18 protein-coding genes are annotated in these 22,816 nt (G+C 54.6%); 12 read left to right on the top strand and 6 right to left on the bottom strand.

The window, feature by feature from the left end; genetic code table 11:
• Positions 1–6: 6 nt before the first annotated feature.
• Complete coding sequence (locus tag SD69_RS12845) at positions 7–3,075, top strand: efflux RND transporter permease subunit (protein ID WP_041523533.1); 3,069 nt, start codon at positions 7–9, stop codon at positions 3,073–3,075.
• 249 nt (positions 3,076–3,324) lie between these two features.
• Here SD69_RS12845 and SD69_RS12840 read toward each other — a convergent pair whose 3' ends face one another.
• The 3 genes from SD69_RS12840 to SD69_RS12830 all read right to left on the bottom strand — a co-directional run bounded on the left by SD69_RS12840 (position 3,325) and on the right by SD69_RS12830 (position 6,103).
• Positions 3,325–4,062 carry a dienelactone hydrolase family protein gene (locus SD69_RS12840; RefSeq protein ID WP_041523532.1) on the bottom strand — a complete coding sequence of 246 codons (738 nt, stop codon included), beginning with the start codon at positions 4,060–4,062 and terminating at the stop codon, positions 3,325–3,327.
• A complete protein-coding gene (locus tag SD69_RS12835) occupies positions 4,059–4,805 on the bottom strand; it encodes a lipoprotein intramolecular transacylase Lit (RefSeq protein WP_084591571.1) in 747 nt (248 codons plus the stop codon). Before SD69_RS12835 ends, SD69_RS12840 begins: the two co-directional genes overlap by 4 nt.
• Positions 4,806–4,879: 74 nt before the next feature.
• Positions 4,880–6,103, bottom strand: a complete 1,224-nt coding sequence (locus tag SD69_RS12830) for an MFS transporter (RefSeq protein ID WP_052481141.1) — start codon at positions 6,101–6,103, stop codon at positions 4,880–4,882.
• A gap of 244 nt (positions 6,104–6,347) precedes the next feature.
• Here SD69_RS12830 and SD69_RS18170 point away from each other — a divergent pair, with 244 nt between their 5' ends.
• A complete protein-coding gene (locus tag SD69_RS18170; RefSeq protein WP_198144096.1) occupies positions 6,348–7,193 on the top strand; it encodes a substrate-binding periplasmic protein in 846 nt (281 codons plus the stop codon).
• Here the strand turns inward: SD69_RS18170 and dapE are convergent.
• Positions 7,190–8,332 (bottom strand): succinyl-diaminopimelate desuccinylase, encoded by a 1,143-nt coding sequence (gene dapE, locus SD69_RS12820; protein ID WP_041523531.1) that lies wholly within the window; start codon positions 8,330–8,332, stop codon positions 7,190–7,192. The two genes, SD69_RS18170 and dapE, sit on opposite strands and share 4 nt — an antisense overlap.
• A 156-nt stretch (positions 8,333–8,488) precedes the next feature.
• On the opposite strand from dapE, the gene lepA reads away from it, so the two are divergent.
• From lepA to recO, 6 genes are all read left to right on the top strand, one after another.
• Positions 8,489–10,291 carry a translation elongation factor 4 gene (gene lepA, locus SD69_RS12815; protein WP_041523530.1) on the top strand — a complete coding sequence of 601 codons (1,803 nt, stop codon included), beginning with the start codon at positions 8,489–8,491 and terminating at the stop codon, positions 10,289–10,291.
• 18 nt (positions 10,292–10,309) lie between these two features.
• Positions 10,310–11,167 (top strand): signal peptidase I, encoded by an 858-nt coding sequence (gene lepB, locus SD69_RS12810; protein ID WP_041523529.1) that lies wholly within the window; start codon positions 10,310–10,312, stop codon positions 11,165–11,167.
• A 72-nt stretch (positions 11,168–11,239) separates the two neighbouring features.
• Positions 11,240–11,644: a DUF4845 domain-containing protein gene (locus tag SD69_RS12805; RefSeq protein ID WP_041523528.1), complete on the top strand. Its 405-nt coding sequence runs from the start codon at positions 11,240–11,242 to the stop codon at positions 11,642–11,644.
• A gap of 1 nt (position 11,645) precedes the next feature.
• The gene (rnc, locus tag SD69_RS12800) at positions 11,646–12,323 is read left to right on the top strand and encodes a ribonuclease III (protein ID WP_041523527.1); all 678 of its coding nucleotides are present in this window, start codon (positions 11,646–11,648) and stop codon (positions 12,321–12,323) included.
• 2 nt (positions 12,324–12,325) lie between these two features.
• Complete coding sequence (era, locus tag SD69_RS12795; RefSeq protein WP_041523526.1) at positions 12,326–13,228, top strand: GTPase Era; 903 nt, start codon at positions 12,326–12,328, stop codon at positions 13,226–13,228.
• A 4-nt stretch (positions 13,229–13,232) separates the two neighbouring features.
• Complete coding sequence (gene recO, locus SD69_RS12790) at positions 13,233–13,928, top strand: DNA repair protein RecO (RefSeq protein ID WP_041523525.1); 696 nt, start codon at positions 13,233–13,235, stop codon at positions 13,926–13,928.
• 16 nt (positions 13,929–13,944) lie between these two features.
• On the opposite strand, the gene SD69_RS12785 is transcribed toward recO, so the two are convergent.
• Entirely contained in the window at positions 13,945–16,713 is a 2,769-nt protein-coding gene (locus tag SD69_RS12785; RefSeq protein WP_084591570.1) for a response regulator, read from the bottom strand.
• A gap of 166 nt (positions 16,714–16,879) precedes the next feature.
• On the opposite strand from SD69_RS12785, the gene cysM reads away from it, so the two are divergent.
• The 4 genes from cysM to SD69_RS12765 all read left to right on the top strand — a co-directional run bounded on the left by cysM (position 16,880) and on the right by SD69_RS12765 (position 21,806).
• Positions 16,880–17,779, top strand: coding sequence for a cysteine synthase CysM (gene cysM, locus SD69_RS12780; RefSeq protein WP_041524789.1), 900 nt, complete (start codon positions 16,880–16,882; stop codon positions 17,777–17,779).
• Positions 17,776–19,185, top strand: a complete 1,410-nt coding sequence (rlmD, locus tag SD69_RS12775) for a 23S rRNA (uracil(1939)-C(5))-methyltransferase RlmD (protein ID WP_052481139.1) — start codon at positions 17,776–17,778, stop codon at positions 19,183–19,185. The genes cysM and rlmD overlap by 4 nt, the downstream gene beginning before the upstream one ends.
• Positions 19,186–19,302: 117 nt before the next feature.
• A complete protein-coding gene (locus SD69_RS12770; RefSeq protein ID WP_041523523.1) occupies positions 19,303–20,916 on the top strand; it encodes an ExeA family protein in 1,614 nt (537 codons plus the stop codon).
• Between the two features lie 2 nt (positions 20,917–20,918).
• On the top strand, positions 20,919–21,806 hold the full coding sequence (locus tag SD69_RS12765) for a general secretion pathway protein GspB (protein WP_041523522.1): 888 nt from the start codon (positions 20,919–20,921) through the stop codon (positions 21,804–21,806).
• Positions 21,807–21,839: 33 nt separating this feature from the next.
• Here the strand turns inward: SD69_RS12765 and SD69_RS12760 are convergent, their stop codons facing one another.
• Positions 21,840–22,457: an acyltransferase gene (locus tag SD69_RS12760; RefSeq protein ID WP_041523521.1), complete on the bottom strand. Its 618-nt coding sequence runs from the start codon at positions 22,455–22,457 to the stop codon at positions 21,840–21,842.
• Between the last annotated feature and the right edge of the window lie 359 nt (positions 22,458–22,816).

Below are 22,816 nucleotides of genomic sequence, written 5' to 3'. Positions count from 1 at the left end.
GGCGCTATGCAACTAACTGAATATACGCTGGCCAATCGCACCGTGGCCTGGATGGTCGTGGTGCTGCTCGCTTTGGGTGGGGTGTTTGCCTTTAACGGCTTGGGCCGGTTAGAGGACCCACAATTCACTATTAAACAGGCCATTATCGTTACCCAGTATCCAGGTGCCAGTTCGCAAGAGGTCGAAGAGGAGGTTACCCTCCCCATAGAAAACGCTTTGCAGCAATTGCCTTATGTGGATCACATCGTCTCGACTACGACGGCGGGTATGTCGCAGGTAGAGGTAGAGATGAAAAGCATCTACCGCAAAGACGATTTAGCGCAAATCTGGGATGAGATGAGGCGCAAAGTTAACGATATGTCGGGCATGCTTCCGCCCGGCGCCAGCGCCCCTATTATTAACGATGATTTTGCCGATGTGTACGGCATGTTCTTCGCCGTCACCGGTGAGGGATACAGCTTTGACGAGCTGGCCGATTACACCGATTACTTACGCCGCGAGCTGGTGCTGGTCGATGGTGTCGGCAAAGTGGTGGTGGGTGGACGCCGCACAGAGCAAGTATACATTGAAGTTGATCGCGCTAAGCTCGCCGCATCGGGCTTTTCGGTCGACACCATCAGTCAAGTTCTGCAAGGGCAAAACCTAGTCTCTGACGCGGGCCACATTAAAGTCGGACGCGAATATTTACGCATTAGCTCAGTACTCCATGGGGGGGATGGGCTTCAGGCCCTTAAATCTTTGTTGCTGGGTAATGCCAATGGCCAGCTGGTGTACCTCACCGATGTGGCGACGATCAGCAAAGGTTATCAAGAGCCGCCGTCGCACCTATACCGTTTTAATGGCCGTCAGGCACTCACGCTCGGGGTGTCGTTTGGCTCGGGGGTAAATGTGGTCGAGGTGGGTTCGGCCATTAAGGCGCGTTTACAAGAGTTAGAATACGCGCAACCGCTGGGCATGGAGATCAGCTCTATTTACGATCAGCCTGGGCAGGTGGACGACTCGGTCAATAGCTTTTTATGGGGGCTGTTGCAGGCTGTCGTTATTGTGGTGTTGGTGCTGATGTTCACTATGGGGCTCAAGCCCGGCATTATTATGAGTGCCACCTTGCTGCTGACCATTGCCGGCACGTTTATCGTGATGAATATTTTTGGTATTGAGTTGCACCGTATCTCTCTGGGTGCACTCATTATCGCTCTGGGTATGTTAGTGGATAACGCCATTGTGGTTACCGAGGGCATTATGATTAATGTCCGCCAGGGAATGCGTAAAGCCGAGGCCGCTATTCGTATTGTCTCGCACACGCGCTGGCCGCTACTCGGTGCGACGGTGATTGCCATCACCGCCTTTGCACCCATTGGGCTGTCCCCCGATGCCAGTGGCGAATTTACTGGCAGCCTATTTTGGGTGCTGTTGATTTCACTGTTTTTTAGTTGGGTGCTGGCAGTTACACTGACGCCGTTCTTTTGTTTTTTGCTATTAGGTAAACGCGGCAGCGAAACGACCGTAACCGACGACAAGAACAACCAGGTGGCGGACGACCCTTACAAAGGCGCGGTGTACCGTTGGTATCGTAAGTTACTGCATTTTTGTTTGCATTTTCGTGTGCTCACCATGGTGCTGATGATGGCGCTGTTGGTCTCGGCTGTAATGGCATTTTCTCAAGTTAACCGGGCGTTTTTCCCCGACAGCTCGTTGCCCATGTTTATGGTGGATTACTGGCTGCCAGAGGGCAGCTCCATTCGCGCCACCGAAGCGGACGTTAAAAAACTCGAGGCGGATGTGTTGGCCATCGATGGCGTCAAGCAAATGACCGCCACCATTGGCCGGGGCGCCGAGCGGTTTATGCTGACCTACGCACCGGAAAAAAATTACCCCAGCTACGCCCAATTACTGATAGAAACCAATAATTTTGCTCAGGTTGAGGGCATTGTTAGCAAGGTTGAAACCCTGTTAAGCGAGCAGTACCCGCAGGCGTTTACCCGTATTAAGCGCTCATCGGTTGGTCCGTCCACCGCCGCCAAAATCGAGGCACGCTTGAGTGGTCCCGACCCGGCGGTATTACGCCAGTTGGGCGATCAGATGATTAAGCTCTTTAGCGACAACCCCAACGCCACCAATATTCGACAAAACTGGCGCGAGCGCACCAAAGTGTTGCGGCCCGTGTTTGACGCCGCCGCCGCACAACGCTTGGGTATTACGCAGGCCAATTTAGACCAGGCCATTAAAATGAACGTCGAGGGCGTGAGTATAGGCGTGTTTCGACAGGGCGCAGACCTGCTGCCTATTATTATTCGCCCGCCCGCCACCGAGCGCCATGGGGTGGATCAACTCGACCGCGTGCAGGTGTACAGCCCCGTGAGTCAGGGTTATGTGAATGTCGGTCAGTTTGTCCGCTCGGTTGAGCTCGACTGGGAGAACCCGCTGATTATGCGCCGCGACAAAAAGCGCACATTGGCAGTCTTGGCCGACCCTGTCGCGAGCAGCAACCCGTTTGAGTTGCACGCGCAATTGCGCGGCCCCGCTGAAGCCATGGAGTTGCCCTTGGGTTACGAGCTGGAGTGGGGCGGTGAATTTGAAGCGCAAGAAAAAGCCAACAAAGCGGTGTTTGCTTTCGTCCCTCTGGGGGTGCTCGTGATGATCGTCGTCAACATCATTATGTTCAACTCCATTCGGCAAACTCTGGTCATTTGGTTGACTGTGCCGCTGGCTATTGTTGGCGTCGCTTGGGGCTTGTTAGTTGCGGGGGCGGCCTTTAGTTTTACCGCGCTGCTGGCTGTGCTCAGTTTGGTGGGCATGCAAATTAAAAATGGTATTGTGCTGGTCGAAGAAATAAAGCGCCTTAATGACGAAGAACAGGTGCCTTGGGCCGAGGCGATTTCACTCGCCGCCGTAAGTCGTTTGCGGCCGGTAAGTATGGCGGCGTTAACCACCATTTTAGGTATGATTCCGCTGCTAGGAGATGTATTTTTTAAACCCATGGCGGTAACCATAATGGCGGGTTTGGGGTTTGCCACTATTCTAACGCTGATTGTGGTGCCGGTCTTGTTTGCGCTGTTTTATCGGGTTAGAGAATAATCGAGAGCTATTCCCGCGTCAGCGGGAATCCAGCGGCTTTGGTTTAGTTGGCTTGATCTTTGATGTTAATAGATTAACTAATGTCGAGCATGGAAGGGTGCGCCGCTGTACAGGCAGCGGACTTTGTGTGACGGCTCTTTGCCAAATAACTGGTCTTTGCCAAATAATGGAAGGTCACTCATCCCACCCGGCGATACGGGCAAGCTTAAAGCCCGTATCGCGGCAGCTAAATATGACCGCACAAAACCTTTACCGCAACGTCCGCCGAAACAATCCCACTGCCATTTGGTAACAGCTAAGCGCCAGCTCCGGGTCAAACCGCTCGCCTTCATCGCGCATAAACGCGTGTTGGCCGTTTACCTCGTGCCAGGTGAAGTTGCAGCCGGCGCTGCGCAGTGCCTGGTTAATGTCGGCGCGGCCCTGATCGGGCACGTGCGGATCTTGGCGGCCCCAGATCATCATAAGTTCGCCCGTGACATCGGCCGCGCGGGTTAGGGTTTGGTCGGTATCACGAGTCGGCAATGTATTCGAGTGTAAGTCGGTAGCGTAGAGGCAACAGGCGGATTTAATGTTTGGGTTAAGCGCGGCCCGGAACGCTAAGTGACCGCCGATGCAGACGCCCATTGCGCCAACATCACCGGTGGTGTAGGGGGCGTTATTAATAAAATCGATCATGGCCTGGGTGTCAGTGTCGTGATCGGGCAGAGGCTTGGCGCATTTATCGGCGTTGCCTTTGTCTTTGCCAGCGTCGTCGTAGCCGAGCACGGTGCCGATGGGGTTTAGCTCGTGAAAAACTTCCGGTACTAACACGACAAAACCGTGGCCGGCCATAATCGCCGCCGAGCGGGCGATGGGTGCGGTTTGTTGAAATATCTCGGAGTAAAAAATAATAGCGGGAAACTTTCCGTCGGCCTGAGGGCGGTGCACGTAGGTGCGCATCACGCCGGTGGGGGTTGCGATATCGACGGTTTCTTGCTGAATGATCATGTTAGATCCTTGTGGGTGGCGTTAAGGTGCGGGCGAGGCCAGAGCCGCGTGATTACAAATAATGAGGCGCCCCACAACAGCAGCCACAGGGCCAGCAGTAAGGCGGCGATAAACCCAAACAAGTCGGGGGCCTTCATTAGGGTGGTCATTAAGGAATCTTGGTAGTAAAAAAACCAGGGGTGCTCGGGCGGGAATACCCAAGTGTGCAAATAATAAAAAACTTTTTTGGGGCCCGCGATAAACACCACTGCGATAGTGGCCGCGATACTGCCGCAGACACTGACAACGACTTTTTTAGGGCGCGGCAAGCGAGAGCGCTGGCGGCCTAAAATAAATCCTCCTAGCAACATCGCCGCTAAGGCAACATAGCCCAGTGTGTATACGCCATCGATAAGATGGGCAACGTCGGTTAAATGCAGTACTTCATCGCGGCGCAGCAGTGTTTGGGTGGCACCATTGGAGGGGGTGAAGGTTATTGTGGCCAGCTTGTCGGGGGCGTGATGAATGGCAGTGTTAATCTGCCCAAAAAGCTCACGGTGCTGCTGTTTGGTGGTATCGGCAAAGTTATCGCGGTAGCGATTCTCGGGGCCGTACTGGGCAATATGTTGATCTATATTCAGCGCCTGATAGGCGACAGGATAAGCAAAATCCACTTGTGCCAGAAGTATCCAAGCGATAAAGCCACAACTAAGCCAGTGGCCTAGTAAAAACACCGGCCAGAGTATGCGCGATAGCGTCCTCACGAGATAAGTCCCTGATTAAACGTTTGCCCGCATGATAGCAGCAGTCTCTAACCGGTAGTAGTGCGCCATGGCGCTCAGTCGAGCTGCTCTAGGGTTGCGCGCGGGTAAGAGAATGCCACCATAATGCTGGCGGCGATGGCGCCAATGGCGCAGCTGCCAAACAGGCCGCGCACCGAAATACCTGCATCGATCAAAGCGCCAAACAAAACGGGCGAGATGGCGGTCGAGAGTACCATAAACGCCGTCATTAACGAACGCAGTGAGCCTAGTTTGCCCGTGCCGTACACCTCGGCCCAAAGCGATCCGGTAATAGGGCCCACGACACCAATGCTGGTGCCTAAAAGAATCATAAATATCGGTGCTACCCACTGACCCTCGCACAATGCGAGCACCGCTAGGGCGGCAATTAATGGCAGGTGCATCACGGGCAACAGGCGCCGGGCACTGAATAAATCGACCAACACACCCGCCAGCAGCGAGGCCAGCCAGTGGGCCACGCCATACATAATAAAGCAGCTTGCCAGCCACAGAGGGTCCCAACCCTTGGCGCTTAAGATAAAGCTTTGTTGAATAAAGACACCGGTCACAATAAAGGGCGCGGCCAGCACCGCCGGCAGGGCTAACCAAAATCGGTAATCCCCCAGCATATGGCGCCGGCCTTTGCTGCTTGTGTGCGCCGCATTGGCTTGCTGTAGCGGTGGCGTGTTGGTGTCTTGCGGCGCGCGGCGTAAAAAGAACAGAATAAGCGGCAGGTAAAGCAGTGGTACTGACGCGGCAAACACCAGCCAGCTACCGCGCCAGCCCACGACGGCAATGAGGGCAACGGCTAGCAGTGGCAAAATAACCTCGCCGACTGGCACACCGCTGGCGGACAGGCTTAAGGCCTTACCGCGATCGGCATCAAAATAGCGTGCCATGGTGGTTTGCGCGGTGTGGGGCAGTAACCCCTGGCCGCACAAGCGCAGCAAGTAAAACCCCAGCAGCAGGGTTAAAGCGTGGTAGCTGGCAACCATAATAAGGCAGGCCAGCATTAAGCCGGCCCCCACGGCGGCGGCAAAGCGTTGCAGTGGCCAGCGATCAATATAGCCGCCCACAGTCATGATGGTGACAGCGCTGGCAAGGGTGCCCGCCGAGTATAAGCTGCCGTAAACCGCCGCGCTGAGGCCGAGGGACTCCTGAATGTGGGCGCCGTACCAGCTGACAAAAAACGACTGGCCAAAATTGCCCCAAAAAATACTGACAAAACCAAAACATAACAGCGGCCAGCTGCGGCGGATAAAATCGAGATAAACCGTCAAAGGAAAGCCTTGTAAACGAAGCGGGTTAAAACAGCGTGGTTAAGCTGATGATTGTAGCGCGTTTGGCCTGTGGCTTCACGGCCATGACGGTTTGCTTCGGCAATATGAAGGGAATCGGCTTATACTCAGTAAAAGCCACTTCGTTAGCCGGTTAATGAATGTGTTTAAGTGTGTAAAAAATAACAGCGACAGCAAGACTATGCTGGGCAGGTTGCGCCTTGCTTGGCCGTGGATGAGCGGCTTTGTGGCGTGGCTGTTAACTCTGTGCGGTGCGGCTGCCGCCGGTTGTGACAGCACATGCGGGCAGGGCGACTCGGCCGAGTGTGTGGTGATTACCGCACCTATTTATCACGCCGCAGAGCCCACCGACGATGCTTACTATTTTACCCGGTTACTCAAACTGGCGCTCGACGCAACAACGGATGAGTATGGCGATTACTGTTTAGAGCCGCCCGCGGTGTATTTTGCGGATGATCGGTTAAAAGCCAGCTTACAGCAAGGCCAGGTCGACGTTATTTGGCTGGTAACCGACCAGACTAGCGAGCGGCAAATGCGTGCGATTCATGTGCCTTTGTTGGGGGAGCTTAATCATTACCGGATGTTGCTTATTCGTCGCGGCGACGACAGTAAATTTGCGGCTGTGCAAACCCTGGAAGATTTGCAGGGATTAACCGGCGGCATGAACGCCCAGTGGGTAGACGCTAGCATTATGGCCGACAATGGGCTGCCTTATGTGGCGGTCACCGGTTACGGCAAGTTGTTTCGGATGCTGGCGGCGGGGCGGTTTGATTACTTCTCGCGCGGAATACACCAGATTACTTCAGAGTTGTATTTTTATCCCGAGTTGGATCTGGCCATTGAGCCACATATACTGCTCAAGTACCCAAGCTACACTTACTTTTTTGTGCGCCGTGGTGATCAGCCGCTGGCTGAGAGACTGGCGTTGGGCCTGAGGCGAGCGCAGCAAACGGGCCAGTTTGCCGCGCTGTATCAGTCGATTCCGCGCTTTCAGTGGGCCGAGCAACAGCTGAATAGTGAGCATCGCAAAGTGATCGAGCTTGAGCGCGACTGGGCAGAAGCCGCGCCTTAACCTAATAGGTTCACCAAGCTTTTGCAGTAGATGACGGTAAGGGTATCCAGGTCGTCGGCACTGATACACTCGTCGACTTTATGGATGGTGGAATTTATGGGGCCCAGCTCAATCACTTGAGCGCCGGTGGGCGCAATAAACCGACCGTCAGAGGTGCCACCGCTGGTAGAGAGCTCCGGCGTGCGGCCGGTGGTATCGGCTACTGCGTCTACCACGGCATCGACCAGGCTGCCCCGAGGGGTTAAAAACGGCTGGCCACTTAGTTTCCAGGTCAATTCGTATTGCAGGCCGTGACGATCCAAAATCGCCTCGGTGCGGCTGCGCAGCTCGGCGTCGGTTAGCTCAGTCGAGAAGCGAAAGTTAAATACGACGTGCGCCTCGCCCGGAATCACATTGGTGGCACCGGTGCCGGCATTCAGATTAGAAACCTGAAAACTGCTGGCGGGGAAAAATTCGTTGCCATTATCCCAGTGAGTGCTGGCGAGTTCAGCCAGCGCGGGAGCAAAGCTATGTATAGGGTTTTCGGCCAGGTGCGGGTAGGCCACGTGCCCCTGAGTACCTTTTACCGTTAGCTCGGCGCCCAGCGAGCCGCGACGGCCATTTTTGATAACATCGCCTACTAAAGTAGTGCTGGAGGGCTCGCCGACAATACACCAGTCGATGTCTTGCTTGCGCTCTTGCAGCCACTCGATCACTTTAACGGTGCCGTTGGCGGCGGGCCCCTCTTCATCGCTGGTGATCAAAAAGCCGATACGGCCGGTGTGATCTGGGTGCTCGCTAACGAAGCGCTCGCAGGCAACCACCATGGCCGCCAGCGAGCCTTTCATGTCGGCGGCACCGCGCCCGAGGATCATGCCGTCGCGCACGACGGGCTCAAACGGCGGGTGTTGCCAGTTTTGCTCTGGGCCAGTGGGTACCACGTCGGTATGACCGGCGAACACCACAATGGGGCCGCTGTCGCCGCGAACGGCCCAAAAGTTGTCCACTTCACCAAAGCGTAAATGCTCTACCTGAAACCCAATGCGCTCCAGGCGCTCGATCATCAGTGCTTGGCAGCCGGCGTCTTCGGGGGTGACAGAGCGGCGGGCGATTAAATCGCAGGCGAGTTGCACAGTGGCAGAATGGGGTGTCTGGCTCATGGGGTGTCTCGGTTAATTGGCAAAGCGGCGATTCTAGCAAAATTGGCGTGCGAAAGCGCGCTGCGGCGCGTAGCACGGCAAAGGTAAATAAGCTACACTTGCCGGCTTTACGGGCGCGAGCCCGGACATGTTCAACTCAAGGTGTGCCTCAAATTCGTGACTGACCTAAGCCATATTCGCAATTTTTCGATCATTGCCCATATCGACCACGGCAAATCCACCATCGCCGACCGTTTTATTCAGATGTGCGGGGGCCTCACCGAGCGTGAGATGGACCAGCAAGTGCTGGACTCGATGGATATTGAGCGTGAGCGGGGCATTACTATTAAAGCGCAGAGCGTGACGCTGAGCTTTACCTCGGCCCGCGACGGTAAGACCTACCAGCTTAACTTTATCGACACCCCCGGCCACGTGGACTTCTCGTACGAGGTGTCTCGCTCGCTGTCGGCCTGTGAGGGCGCGCTACTGGTCGTCGACGCCGCCCAGGGCGTTGAGGCGCAATCGGTGGCCAACTGTTACACCGCCATCGAGCAAGGGCTGGAGGTGATTCCGGTACTTAACAAGATGGACTTGCCCCAGGCCGAGCCCGACCGTGTTGCGCAAGAAATTGAAGATGTGATTGGCATCGATGCCACCGAGGCGGTGCGCTGCAGCGCCAAATCAGGTCTTGGCATGGAAGACGTCCTGGAAGAGTTGGTGCGCTTGGTACCGCCGCCAGTGGGCGATGTAGACGCCCCGTTGCAAGCGCTGATCATCGACTCCTGGTTTGACAATTACATGGGGGTCGTCTCGCTGGTGCGAGTGACTCAAGGCACGTTAAAGGTTAAGGACAAAATCGTCACTAAGTCGATTGGTAAGGCTCATGTGGTTGATAGCGTGGGTGTGTTTAACCCCAAGCTGCACAAGCTAAAAGAGCTCAAAGCCGGTGAAGTAGGGTTTATTGTCGCCGGTATCAAAGAGATTCAGGGCGCGCCGGTGGGTGATACCATTATCAGTAGCGCCCACCCGGATACGCCGGCGTTACCGGGGTTCCAAAAAATTAAGCCGCAGGTGTACGCGGGTATGTTCCCGGTTAGCTCCGATGACTTTGAAAACTTCCGCGATGCCCTGCAAAAGTTAACCCTGAACGATGCCTCGTTATTCTTTGAGCCTGAAAGCTCTGATGCGCTTGGCTTTGGGTTTCGCTGTGGTTTTCTCGGCATGCTGCACATGGAGATTATCCAGGAGCGGCTAGAGCGCGAATACGACCTCGACTTGATTACCAGTGCGCCGACGGTAGTGTACGAGGTGGTAAAGAGCAATGGCGATATTATCTACGTAGATAACCCCTCATCGCTGCCCGATATCGGTGTGATCGAGGAGATGCGCGAGCCCATCGTCGAGGCAAACATCTTAGTGCCGCAAGAACACCTGGGCTCGGTGATTACGCTGTGCTCTGAAAAACGCGGCATACAGCGCGACATGCACTACATGGGCAAGCAGGTGTCGGTAAAGTACGACCTGCCCATGAACGAAGTTGTACTGGACTTTTTTGATCGCCTTAAATCAGTGAGTCGTGGTTTTGCCTCGCTCGATTACAGTTTTACGCATTTTCAGCAAGCCAACCTGGTGCGCTTAGATGTTTTGATTAATGGCGACCGCGTGGATGCGCTGGCCTTGATTGTTCACCGCGATCACGCGCAAAGCATGGGGCGCAACCTGACCGAGAAAATGAAAGAGTTGATTCCTCGCCAGATGTTTGATGTTGCCATTCAGGCGGCGATTGGCGGCCATGTTATTGCCCGTACCACTGTGAAAGCGCTGCGTAAAAATGTAACGGCTAAGTGTTACGGGGGCGATGCCTCACGTAAGAAAAAGCTGCTGCAAAAGCAAAAAGAAGGTAAAAAGCGCATGAAGCAAGTGGGCAATGTTGAAATACCACAGTCGGCGTTTTTGGCCGTGTTAAAAGTTGATAGCTAAGCAGGGCCATACCGTCTTATGGGTAATATAAACCTTCCTTTGATTTTAACGCTGGGTGTGTTCTTTACCGGCGTTATCTGGCTGTACGATATTTTCTTTTTGGCCCGCGCCCGACGCGAAAAGGTCGCCGCGGTTAACGCTCAGTTTAAACGCGCTGACAGCAGCGAGGCGGCGCCGGAAGACACCGCCTACCAGCAGGCTATAGGCCAGGCGAGCCGCGAGCCGGTGCTGGTGGAGTACAGTAAGTCGTTTTTTCCGGTATTGCTGTTGGTGTTTGTGGTGCGTTCGTTTTTGGTCGAGCCGTTTCAAATACCGTCAAGCTCCATGGAGCCAACCCTGGATGTGGGTGACTTTATTCTGGTGAATAAATACACCTACGGCATACGGCTGCCGGTTATTAATAAAGAGGTGATCCCGGTTAACAAGCCTGAGCGTGGTGATGTGATGGTGTTTTTTCCGCCACACCTGCCGGATACTTACTATATTAAACGGGTGATTGGCTTGCCTGGCGATAAAGTCGAGTATGTGAACCACAAGCTTACCATTAACGGTGAGGCGGTATCTGAAGAGCTACAGGCCGTATTGCCTGCGGGCCAGCCGCAATTTCGCCTGACACAAGAAACCATTGGCGAGCACGAGTTTACCGCACGCAAATATTTACGCCCTGGGCGCTACAGTGTGCGCGGCGCCTGGACAGTGCCGAAGGGGCATTATTTTATGGTTGGCGATAATCGCGACAATAGCTTTGATAGTCGCGGCTGGGATGACCCATTTGTACCTGAAGAGAATATCGTCGGTAAGGCTGTGGTTGTGTGGATGCACTGGGAGAGTTTGCTTAGCCTGCCGAGTTTTGACCGGGTAGGTAAGATCGATTAACCCGTATGGGGTTAACGTGAAGACGTTGATAGTGGTGTTGTAATAGCAAAGCGCATTGCGCAGGGGAATGTTATGCGAGCAAAGCAAAAGCAATCGGGTTTATCGGCTATATCACTGTTGCTGGTTCTTGTAATTGGCGCCTTTTTAATGCTGTTCGCCTTTAAGGTGGTGCCGGTTTATGCCGAGAACTACTACATCACCACAGGCTTAAAAACCTTGGCAGAAGACAACCCCGATTTGGCTAAAATGAGTACCAGCCAAATCAAAAGTGCGATGAACCGCTATTACTCGATTAACAATGTGCGCAGTGAAGGCGCTAAACAAATTGATGTTATCCGCAACGCGCGTAATGTGCTGGTGGTTAACGAGTATGAGTCTCGGGTGCCGCTTATTCACAACATTGATTTAGTGTTGAGCTTTAAGAACGTGCTCGATAGTGATCGCCCGGACGAATGCTGTAAGGCGGCGGAATATTAGTGTGAAGGATATTATATTTGAGCGCCTGCAAAGCCGGATAGGTTATCGGTTTGAGCAAGCTGAGCGCTTGCGTTTGGCCCTAAGCCACCGCAGTGTTGGCGCGCAAAACAACGAGCGGCTCGAGTTTTTGGGCGACTCTATTTTAAATTTTATCGTCGGTGAAGCACTGTTTACTAAATTCACTGATGCGCGTGAAGGACAGCTAAGCCGCTTGCGCGCGCAGATGGTGAAAGGTGAAACCCTGGCCGAGATCGCCCGTGAATTTGACATTGGCCCCTGCCTGCTGCTGGGCGAGGGCGAGATGAAAAGCGGCGGCCACCGCCGCGACTCGATTTTGGCCGACGCCGTTGAGGCCATTATCGGTGCTATTTACATTGAGGCCGGCATGGAAACCTGTCGCGAGCGAGTGCAGGCGTGGTACCAGACAAGGATTGAGGCTTTAGGCTTAGACACCCCGGCTAAAGACGCCAAAACACGCCTGCAAGAGTATATGCAAAGTCGCCAGCAGCCACTGCCGGATTACCGGGTGGCAGAAGTCGAGGGCGAAGCGCACGCGCAGGTTTTTACTGTCGAGTGTCATGTCTCGCTGCTGGATACGCCGGAGCGCGCGCGGGCCAGTAGCCGCCGGGTTGCGGAAAAAAAATCTGCCGCACAGGCATTAAAGCGTCTTGGAGTTTAACCATGAGTGATCAACCCGTAACGCGCTGTGGCTATGTGGCCATTGTCGGGCGGCCCAATGTGGGCAAATCAACTCTGTTGAACCATATGCTGGGTCAAAAGGTCAGTATTACCTCGCGCAAACCACAAACGACGCGCAACAACGTCACCGGTATTAAAACCGAGGGCGCCGACCAGGTAATTTTTGTCGATACCCCAGGGTTACACAAGCACGAGCCGCGCGCCATTAACCGCTACATGAACCGCGCCGCCGGTGCGGCCATGAAAGACGTTGATCTAGTTTTGTTTGTGGTGGATAGGTTGGTGTGGAATGAAGAAGACGAAATGGTGGCACAGCAGCTTGAAAACTCTCGCTCGCCCATTATTTTGGTGGTCAACAAAGTCGATTTGTTGGAAGACAAAAATCAGCTGCTACCTCACTTGCAAGAGTTATCCAGCCGCTTAGGGGTGGCCGAAATTATCCCGCTATCGGCGCTGCGTGGCGCGAACCTGGATCGTTTAGAAAGTATCATCCTCAACTACATCCCCGAAGGGATGCATATGTTTGACGATGATCAGTTTACCGATCGCTCGGCGCGCTTTATGGTGTCCGAGATTGTCCGTGAGAAAATTACCCGCCAGCTCGGCGATGAGTTGCCACACCAGATGGCCGTGGAGATTGAAGAGTACAAACAGCGCGGAGCGGTTTTGCATATTGGCGCGGTCATCCTGGTCGAGCGCGAAGGACAAAAGCGTATATTAATTGGCAATAAAGGCGATCGAATTAAGCAGATTGGGCAGCAGGCGCGGCTCGATATGGAAAAACTGCTGGATACAAAAGTGATGCTTAACTTATGGGTTAAGGTTAAATCTGGTTGGTCCGATGACTCGCGTGCACTGCGCAGCTTAGGGTACGACGACCTATAACCCCATGCAGCGCGTCGAGCTACAACCGGCGTTTGTGGTCCACGCCAGACCTTACCGGGACACCAGTTTTTTGGTGGACTTTTTTACCCCCGACTACGGCCGGCTGTGCGCCGTAGCCCGGGGAGCCAGGCGGGGCAAAAACAGCCAGCGCCCGCTGCTGAATCCGTTTATTCCTCTACTTATCTCCTTTCAGGGTAAAGACTCACTGCAGCTGTTGTTGTCGTTGGAAAGTACCGGCCATGGCTTGCCGCTTACGGGCAATCGGCTGTTTTCGGGCTTATACCTTAACGAGTTGCTGCGCCGGGTACTGTCAGAGTGGGATAGCTGTCCTCATTTGTTTGAATACTACACCGAGGCGCTAAGGGCGCTCGCGGGCGATCAGGATGTAGAGGTGGTGCTGCGGCGCTTTGAAAGACAGCTGTTGCAAGAGTTGGGCTACGCAATCGATTGGCACTGTGAGGCGCACACCGGAAGCCCATTGATGGCGGACGCCTGGTACCGCTTAGAACCACAAGAGGGGTTTATTGAATCGGCCCCGGATGAGCGAGGCCGCTATTATCTGGGTGCTAACTTGATTGCTATTGCTGAAGACTCTTACGAGTTGGCCGAGACAAAACGAGCCGCCAAACATATTAGCCGTACGCTGTTGCAGCCATTGTTGGGCGATCAGCCACTCAAATCCCGCCAGCTTTTTCTTTAACCGCTCGCTCGCTTTTTTAAGTCTTGGGTGCCGTAAAACCAAAAAGCTCATCGATATTGTGGCTTTTGCCCCACGCCAGTAAGTGCTCGATGGCGTTGTTCAGGCAGACCATTGTGGGCGCTAAATCGTTGGCCTGCCCAGCGCTCAACGCTTTATCGAGAAGCCCGGTAATGCTGCGTAAGTGTGGCACGCCGGTATAGCAACAGCTACCGTAAAGTTTGTGGATTTGCTCCTGTAGCAGGGCGTAATCCTCAGCTTCGTAGGCGGCATTAAAGGCGTTTTGCTCGGTTTCCAGGCTGTCGATAAGCATCACCAACATATCCCGGGCCAGGTCGGCTTTGTGGTTGGACAATGCCAGGCACTGAGATATGTTGACCGGGCTTCCCGAGTCCTCAGGCTCGCTGGTGTCGGTTGGCGGTAACGGGATTTGGCGTTGCTGGTTGATGGTAAGTCCCGTCCAGCGGTTTAACATTTGCGCCAGTTGCGCCTCGGTGACGGGCTTGCGAATGCAGTCGTCAAGCCCGGCGATTAAAAGATCCGTTTTGTGCTCGGTAAGCGAGTGGGCGGTGAGGGCGACAACGGGTGTACGTTTGTGGTGAGACGCCTCGAGCTGACGTATTTTTTGCGTGGTTTCCATACCATCCATACCCGGCATTTGAATATCCATAAAAATTAAATCAAATTCGCCTGGGGTAAAAAGCGAAATGGCTTGCTCGCCACAGCTTGCTTGAGTGATAGCAACGTTTAAGTCTTTTAATAACTCTGTGGTCAGTTGCAAGTTGGCGTCGTTGTCATCGACCAGCAGCACATGTTGCTGTGGCCCTGTCGCCAGCTCTGTGTCACTGTGGCCGAGCTCAAGCCCAAGGCAGTGGCTGATGGCCGTGAGGGTGTGATCGTAAGTGATAGGCTTAATGACAAACTCAATAGCATGGCCGTTGCTGTGCTGACGGAACACCTCCATATGGCTACTGGTGCAGCAAACGATCACTTTACATGAGAACTCCAAATTCAGCTGTTCGGCGATGTTGCCGAGTAGCGTGGGTGGGATTTTGCGTTCATCGGGCGGAATGTCCACGATCATTAGGTCACAGGGGCGTCCTGCTAATACCTCTTTGCGCAATCTCGGGAAAATATCAAAAATAGATTCAATCCACAGGGTTTGCGCCTGCCAACACTCAACCAGACTTTCCAGCTGGCGATAAGCGAGCTGGTTTTCGCAGCAAATCAATAGGCGTTTGTTTTTAAGTCTATTTTGCTCGGGAGCGGCATAATTTGGGTCCACCCCGAGCTTGGCGGTAAACCAAAAGGTAGCGCCTTCGTTGGGGCTGCTGTCCACGCCAACTTCACCCTGCATGCGATCCACCAAGCCTTTACAAATGGCCAGGCCCAAGCCGGTACCGCCGTGCTCGCGGCTACTTGAGGTGTCGGCTTGCGCAAACGCTGAAAACAACTGGGACTGTTGTTCTTTGCTAAGACCAATCCCTTCATCTTTTACGGCGACTTTAATCGTGACTTGGTTTTCGACAAAGTGCAGTAAGCTGCATTCGATACTGATGGTGCCGCGTTGACTAAATTTAATAGCATTGCTCAGTAAGTTAGACAGTACCTGACCAAAACGTAGCGGGTCACCCATCAATTGTGGTGGGATATTGTTGTCGATGATGGTGACGATTTGCAGACTTTTTTCCTGGGCTTCAAACGCGAGGGTATCGACGGTGCTTTCGGTGAGGTTGCGCAGTAACATCGGCGCGTAATCGAGCATCAGTTTTCCCGATTCGATTTTAGAAAAATCGAGAATATCGTTGATGATGGCCATCAGGTTGTGCGACGAGTCGTGAATCGTTTGCACATAGTTGCGCTGACGGCTGTCAAGCTCGGTTTTTAGCACGAGATTGGTAAACCCAATGATGCCATTGAGTGGCGTACGGATTTCATGGCTGGTGTTGGCGAGAAACTCCGATTTAATTTGGCTGGCTGCCAGGGCGTCTTTGCGAGCCATGTCCAGCTCGATGTTTTGCACCTCAATGGTTTCAAGCGTTTCGCGTAAATCCTCCATCGACTGGTCGATGTGCAGCTGCATATCTTGTTGCGCGTGCTCTTGGGTATCGGCCATGGCATTTACAGCGGTTGCCAGGCGTTGAAACTCATTGGCAAAGCTGCCTTTAACCCGCGCGTCTAACTGCCCCTTGCTCAACTGGTCAATAACCTGCCCAATTTGCGACAGCGGCTGGATAATGTTGCCGTGCAGCTTTATCGCCATATAGGCGGCTAACAAGAGGCAGGCGGTAGTTGCCAGCACCACGATAAGCAGCATTTGGTATACCGTTATCCAGTAGGTCGATAGCACCAGCTCGATATCTAGCCAGCCAAGATTTTGTTGTTTACGAAGGTCGACAATAGGGGCTCGAAAGCGGTAGCCGTTTTCGGTGCGTGTGATGGCGTTGTCGCGGGTAAGGGCGCTGGCAATTTCCCGGCTGTTATCAAAGCGGGGTCCGCTGTGAGTGTGATGATTACGGCGTGAGTCATAGATATGTACCGCGCGCACCATGGGCTCTTCGATAGTCGCCTGCACCAGGCTTTGCAGAAGTTGTGGTTCGTTATTGCTTAGCGCCACGTGCACCAGGTGGGCCGTTTTCTCGGTTAGCAGCATGCCGCGCTGCTCGACAAAGTTATTAAGCTTAGAGATATACAGCAGCGTCAGCGTGGCCGCTAGCAGCACGGTGATACTGATGGCGGGGAGAAGGATAAGTCGCCAGACTTCTGATTTTACGCTGCTTGGTTTCATGGGCGAGTATGTCGTTTGGTGTGGGCGAGTGGCCAAGGCTGAGGCTTTGTTGTTATTTAGCCTTGTGCGCCTGTTTCCCGCGTTTCATTTGCCGAGTAGAATAGACGGCTTTTGTGCGGTGCTGCAAGCGTGGCGCCTATGTGTTTTGTCTGGCTGTGAGGTAAGCATGGATTTCCCAACGATTGACGCGTACGTCGGCAACACCCCTATGGTAAGGGTGCAGCGTTTGTTGGGTGAGAGCAGCAATACCTTGCTGTTAAAACTCGAGGGCAACAACCCGGCGGGCTCGGTTAAAGACCGCCCGGCACTGGCGATGATTGAAAGTGCGGAGGCCCGCGGTGATATTGCCCCCGGTGACCGGCTTATTGAGGCGACCAGTGGCAATACCGGAATCGCTCTGGCGATGGTGGCGGCTATTAAAGGTTATTCGCTGACCTTGATTATGCCCGATAACAGTACCGCTGAGCGCAAAGCCTCGATGGCCGCTTACGGTGCCAAGCTTATTTTGGTGAGCAAAGAGCAGGGCATGGAAGGGGCGCGCGATCTCGCCTTAAAAATGCAGGCTAATGGCGAGGGTAAAGTGCTCGACCAGTTTGGCAACTTGGATAACCCCGAGGCCCATTACCGCACTACGGGCCCCGAGATTTGGCAGCAAAGCCATGGCCGCATTAGTCATTTTGTCAGCTCTATGGGCACCACTGGCACTATAATGGGCTGCTCGCGCTATTTAAAAGAACAAAACCCCGAGGTGGAAATTATTGGGTTGCAGCCGGAGGATGGTGCGAGCATACCCGGCATCCGCCGCTGGCCCGAGGCCTATTTGCCGGCTATTTACGATGCTAATCGAGTCGACCGCATCGTCAGTATGAGCCAAAACCGGGCCGAGCAAGTGATGCGTGCGCTGGCGAGAGAAGAGGGCATTTTCTGTGGGGTTTCCTCCGGTGGTGCAGTGGCAGCGGCCTTAGAGTTGTCGCAGAGCGTCGAGAACGCGGTGATTGTGGCCATTATTTGTGATCGGGGGGATCGATATTTATCCTCTGGGTTGTTTGATACGGCGGCACTATGAGCCGCCGGCCTCCGCCGCGTGGGCGCTCGCAAGCGCAATCCCAGCGCAATCGTTCCAGGCGCAATAAGCCCCATCGCTCCACGCCAATAGGCCCGCCGCTAACGCTCGATATTACTGCCCTGGGTCACGACGGCCGTGGTATTAGCAAGCATGAGGGCAAAGTTGTTTTTGTTGCGGGCGCCTTGCCCGGGGAGCAGGTAGAGGCCCGGGTGGTTCAGGAGTCTAGCCGTTTTAGTGAGGCGCAGCTGGTTGAGGTTATTACGCCCAGTGAGCAGCGCATAAGCCCGGCCTGTAGCCACTTCGGCCAATGTGGTGGTTGTCAGTTACAGCATTTGGCTGCACCTGATCAACTGCAGGCCAAACAGCAAGTGGTGCTGGATCAGTTGCGCCGCTTTGCTTCGTTAGTGCCCGAGCAGCTTGCCGACCCTATAACCGCCGAGGCGTTTGGCTATCGCGCCCGCGCCCGGCTGGGCGTGAGCTTTAATAAGCTGGGTGAAGTGACGCTGGGGTTTCGTCGCGCTGGTGATAAGCAGCTGGTAGCGTTGGTGCAATGCCCTGTGTTACAGCCTTCTTTGCAGGCGGTATTGGCGCCTTTAGCCCAGTGGCTTGAGCAGTTTAATGCGCGGGCAGTGTCCCACGTAGAGCTGGTGGCCAGCACGCCGTGCACCTTGGTGTTACGCCTGATTCGGCCACTTGCGGCACCAGCGCTGGAGGCTTTGCAGAATCTCGCCGATCAAAACCATTGGCAGGTATTTTTGCAGCCCGAGCGAGACAATAAAGCCCTGACGCAAATTTCTGGTACGTCGGTGGACCCGCGGTTGTACTATCAGTTAGCGTCCGCCCGTACGCAGAGTTCGCCGCTGCGTGTGGGCTATCATCCCACGGACTTTACCCAGGTAAACCCGTCGCTAAACGCTAAGATGGTGGCCCAAGTGATGGATTGGCTGGCGCTTAGGGCCAATGAGCGGTTGTGGGATTTATTTTGTGGCGTGGGCAACTTTACTTTGCCTGCCGCGCAGTACGCAGCGAGTGTGGTGGGGGTCGAGGCCATCGAGGCGATGGTGGTGCGCTGCCGGGAAAACGCCCGCGCCAACCAGCTTGATAATATCGAGTTTGTTGCGGCCGATTTAACCCAATCATCGATCGATCGACTGGTGCAAAAGGTCGGACGCCCCGACGCGATTTTACTCGACCCGCCCCGCGATGGCGCGCGTGAGGTTTGCGAGCAGTTGGGGACATTAAAGCGGGCGCGAATCGTTTATGTATCTTGTAACCCGGCGACGTTTGCCCGCGATGCGCGCATCCTGGTTGATCAGGGTTATCGCTTGCAACGCTTTGGCGTCATGGAGATGTTTCCGCAAACCTCTCACCTCGAAACTATGGCGCTGCTGAGTAAGGGTTGTTAGATAATAGTATGTGCAGCGGTTGTCGTTCTGCTCTTGTCGCCATGACTGGCAATAGGCACAAAGGATACGACAGGGTATGATCAGGCCCACGAATTGGTCCAACACTGACGGTTTACTATGTACCATCAATACTTTGGGTTGGTAGAGCCTGCGTTTTCCATTGCGGTAAACCCGCGCTACCTATACATGAGCGATCAGCACAAAGAGGCGCTGGCGCACCTACTCTACGGTGTGCGCGGCGGAGGCTTTGTGTTACTGACCGGTGAGGTCGGTACCGGTAAAACCACGATCATTCGCTCGCTGCTAGAGCAGCTGCCGGAGAACACCGATGTCGCCATGGTGTTTAACCCGATGGCGAATGTGCCCGAAATGTTGGGTATGATTTGCGATGAGCTGGGCGTTAAATACGTCGCGGATGAACACACCGTTAAGTCGTTAACGGATGCTCTGCATTTATACCTGTTAGAGAACCATCGCCGCGGCCGTAACACGGTGTTGCTGATTGACGAAGCTCAGCTGTTGTCGGCCGACGCACTGGAGCAAATCCGCTTGCTCACCAATCTCGAGACGGATACAAAAAAATTACTGCAGATTATCCTGGTCGGCCAGCCCGAGCTAAATACTTTGCTGTCACAACCACGATTGCGACAGTTGGCCCAGCGTATTACAGCGCGCTTTCATTTGTTGCCGTTAACCCTTTCTGAAACCGAAGCGTACATTGCCCACCGTTTACAGGTGGCGGGGTTAAGCGAGGAGCGCAACCCGTTTCCACGAGCCATCGTCAAAAAAATTCATCGTTTTAGTGGCGGTATACCCCGGCGTATTAATATTTTGTGCGAACGGGCGTTGGTGGGGCTTTATGGCCACAACAAGCAACGGGTCGACAGCGCCACATATCGATTGGCTAAGCGAGAAGTGATTGGCGGGTTGCACGATCCCGGTAAAGATCTACGCGGCTGGTTAGTGGTAGGCCTGGGGGCGGCCTTGGTGGTGGTCATTGCGATATTGCTGTGGGTGCTGTGGCCGTCAGGCTCAGAACCGAAAGTTCCGCCTCAGCAAAGAGCGACGCCGGCCGCGAGTACGGCGGCGGCCAGCGAGATTACTGTGGAGCAGCCTGCGGCTCCGGTGCCGGAGGTAACGGCTCATTTTGCCCGATTGCGCGATGCGCAGCAGGCGCTGTTTGATCATGTGGGATTAGCGACCGGGGAGGGCAACCCTTGCTGGCAGGCGAACGCGGATAACATCCAGTGCGAAACCGCGAAGTTTACCACCTGGGCCGAGCTGCGCGAGTTGAACCGGCCGGTGGTGCTTACCTTAAATACCCCGGACAAATTTACGGTGTTTGCCGTTGTGGTGGGTTTGGGTGAAAACCGGGCCGTGCTTATCGATAGCGCCGGCGAGCGCATGGATATGCCCCTGACGGAGCTCGGGCGTCGCTGGAATGGCGCTGTATTTTATGTCTGGCACCGCCCGCAAGGGTATAACGGGGCGATTAGTCAGGGCGATCAGGGGCCGCTGGTCAACTGGTTGGCCGAGCAATTTGCCCGCCTCGATGGGCAGTCTCGTCGTTTGGCTAATAATCGCTTTAACCAGGCGCTGAGTGAGCGGTTGAAGATTTTTCAGCGTCAGGCCGGGCTTACCGCCGATGGTATTTTAGGGCAGCGCACCCTGCTTAAATTAAATGAGCAGCTGGGTATTGATACCACACTAGAGCCAGTGCAGGAGCCGTAACTATGTCGTTGATTTTAGATGCCCTGCGCAAAGCAGATCGCGAGCGACAACAGCAACACAATGGTGTGCCTGGCATCGATGCGACTCACCCATCGGGACCCGAGCGTCCTCGTAAACTTTGGCCCTGGTTGGTGGCGCTGGCGTTGTTGGTGAGTGTGCTGCTTATTGTGGTGATCTGGTTGCTACTAGAGCGCTCCTCAAATAGTGTGCCTGTGGCTATGCCTGCGCAAGACCCAGTGCCATCGCCCGCTCAAATGGCACCGCCCGGCAAGCCTTCGGCCACAAAAAATGTGTCTCAGCCTGCCCAGGGTGTTTCGGCACCGGAGCCAGAAGCGTCAAATCAAACACAAGGCCCGCAAATGCCGTCTCAGGTTGTCGGGGGTGTGGCCGAAGATCAGCAAAAACCCTTAGCAACGTCTGCTAGTGCAAGTCAAACTGAATCGTCTGCCTCGAGTGAAGCGCGGGTATTGGATGACGAGGTGGCCCGTTTGTATAGTGCGCCGCCGCCGGATGAACCACCCGTAACGGTCGCCCCACGGCCGGAGGTGACCGCTGTTAATACGCGTTCAGTGACACCTGAGCCAGCGGCGCGAAACAGCGCGCCGCCGGAGCCTGAGTTGCGCAACAGTTTATTGGCGGCTCACCCCAACGTGGGCACAATTCGCGATTTACCGCTGGCGGTACAAAATGAAATACCCACCCTTATGTACTCAGCTCACGAGTATCGCGAAGGTGGTGTGAGTGAGGTAATGATCAACAATCAAAGCTTGCGCGAAGGGCAAACCTTGCAGGGGCTGGAGCTAGAAGTCATTGCCGAAGACGGGGTGATTATGCGCAGCGGCGATCATCTGTTTAAGCTTACGGCCATGTCGAGTTGGGTAAATATGTAGCGCCTAGCAATTGCGTAGCTCATTGCTTTGGCGTTATTTGTTGTTTTGGCGCTGGCCAATAGCCCGCGCCGGGTTGCCAGCGACGATCTGATAAGCGTCTACATCTCGGGTTACCACTGAGTGCATTCCCGCTACGGCGCCCTCGGCCATGGTGACGCCGTCCACGACGCCGGTGTGGCTGCCGAGCCACACATCGCTTTGTATGCAAATACCTCTGGAGCTGACCGCCTGATCACGAATCAGTCGATCGGGCGCCAGCCCATGGTTAAACGCATACAGCGAGCAATAAGCGGCAATCCGGCAGTGATCGCCAATGACGATGCCCGCCCGGCCGCCATCTAAGCTGGCGTGATGATTAATCGATACATGCTGCCCCAGCGTAACGGGCCCATGCAGCACGGTATCGGCGGCGATGTAGCTGTTGTCGCCGATCACGATGGGGCGGCCGGGTTCGGCAAATAGCCGGGCTTCAGGCGCGATAAAGACGTTTTTACCGATTTCGACAGTCTCCAGGGCGCGTAGCTGAGCTTGAATCTCATGTTGCCATGGGGTGGCCCACGCCAGGTGCCGGGGTTTTAGGCGGTAATACAGCCATGGCATGTAGCTTAAACGATGCTTATGCTGAGCTTGATAGTCGGCGGAGTCTGGCATAGATATACAAAGGCGGTCTGAGTGTTAAAGCGCGTATTGTAGCGCAGTGGTAGCAGGCGCTGATATGAGGGCAATAATCGTAGGTGATAGGGTGGGTGGGGTAAGGGGCACCAAAAGCGCTTTAAAAGGAATGTCTGTGAAAGGAAAAGGTGTCCGCCGCCGTCATTGCAGCTGGTCAATGCCGCTAGGTATCTTTTGTGCACCGAAACACGCGGAGCTAGGGCGTGCATTGTCGGATCGTGGTGGAGTATCGAGTGGACACTCACAGGTAACGTAGGCTCATCAGCGCTGCCAGAATCCCTCTATGCTAACACTGTCGTCGAGCGTATCCCGTTATGCTGGCGGACGGACACCTGTAA

This window comes from Gilvimarinus agarilyticus (assembly GCF_000832015.1).
GTDB lineage: Bacteria > Pseudomonadota > Gammaproteobacteria > Pseudomonadales > Cellvibrionaceae > Gilvimarinus > Gilvimarinus agarilyticus.
The sequence above is the reverse complement of the archived record's forward strand: the minus strand, read 5'-3'. Positions and strand labels throughout refer to the sequence as shown.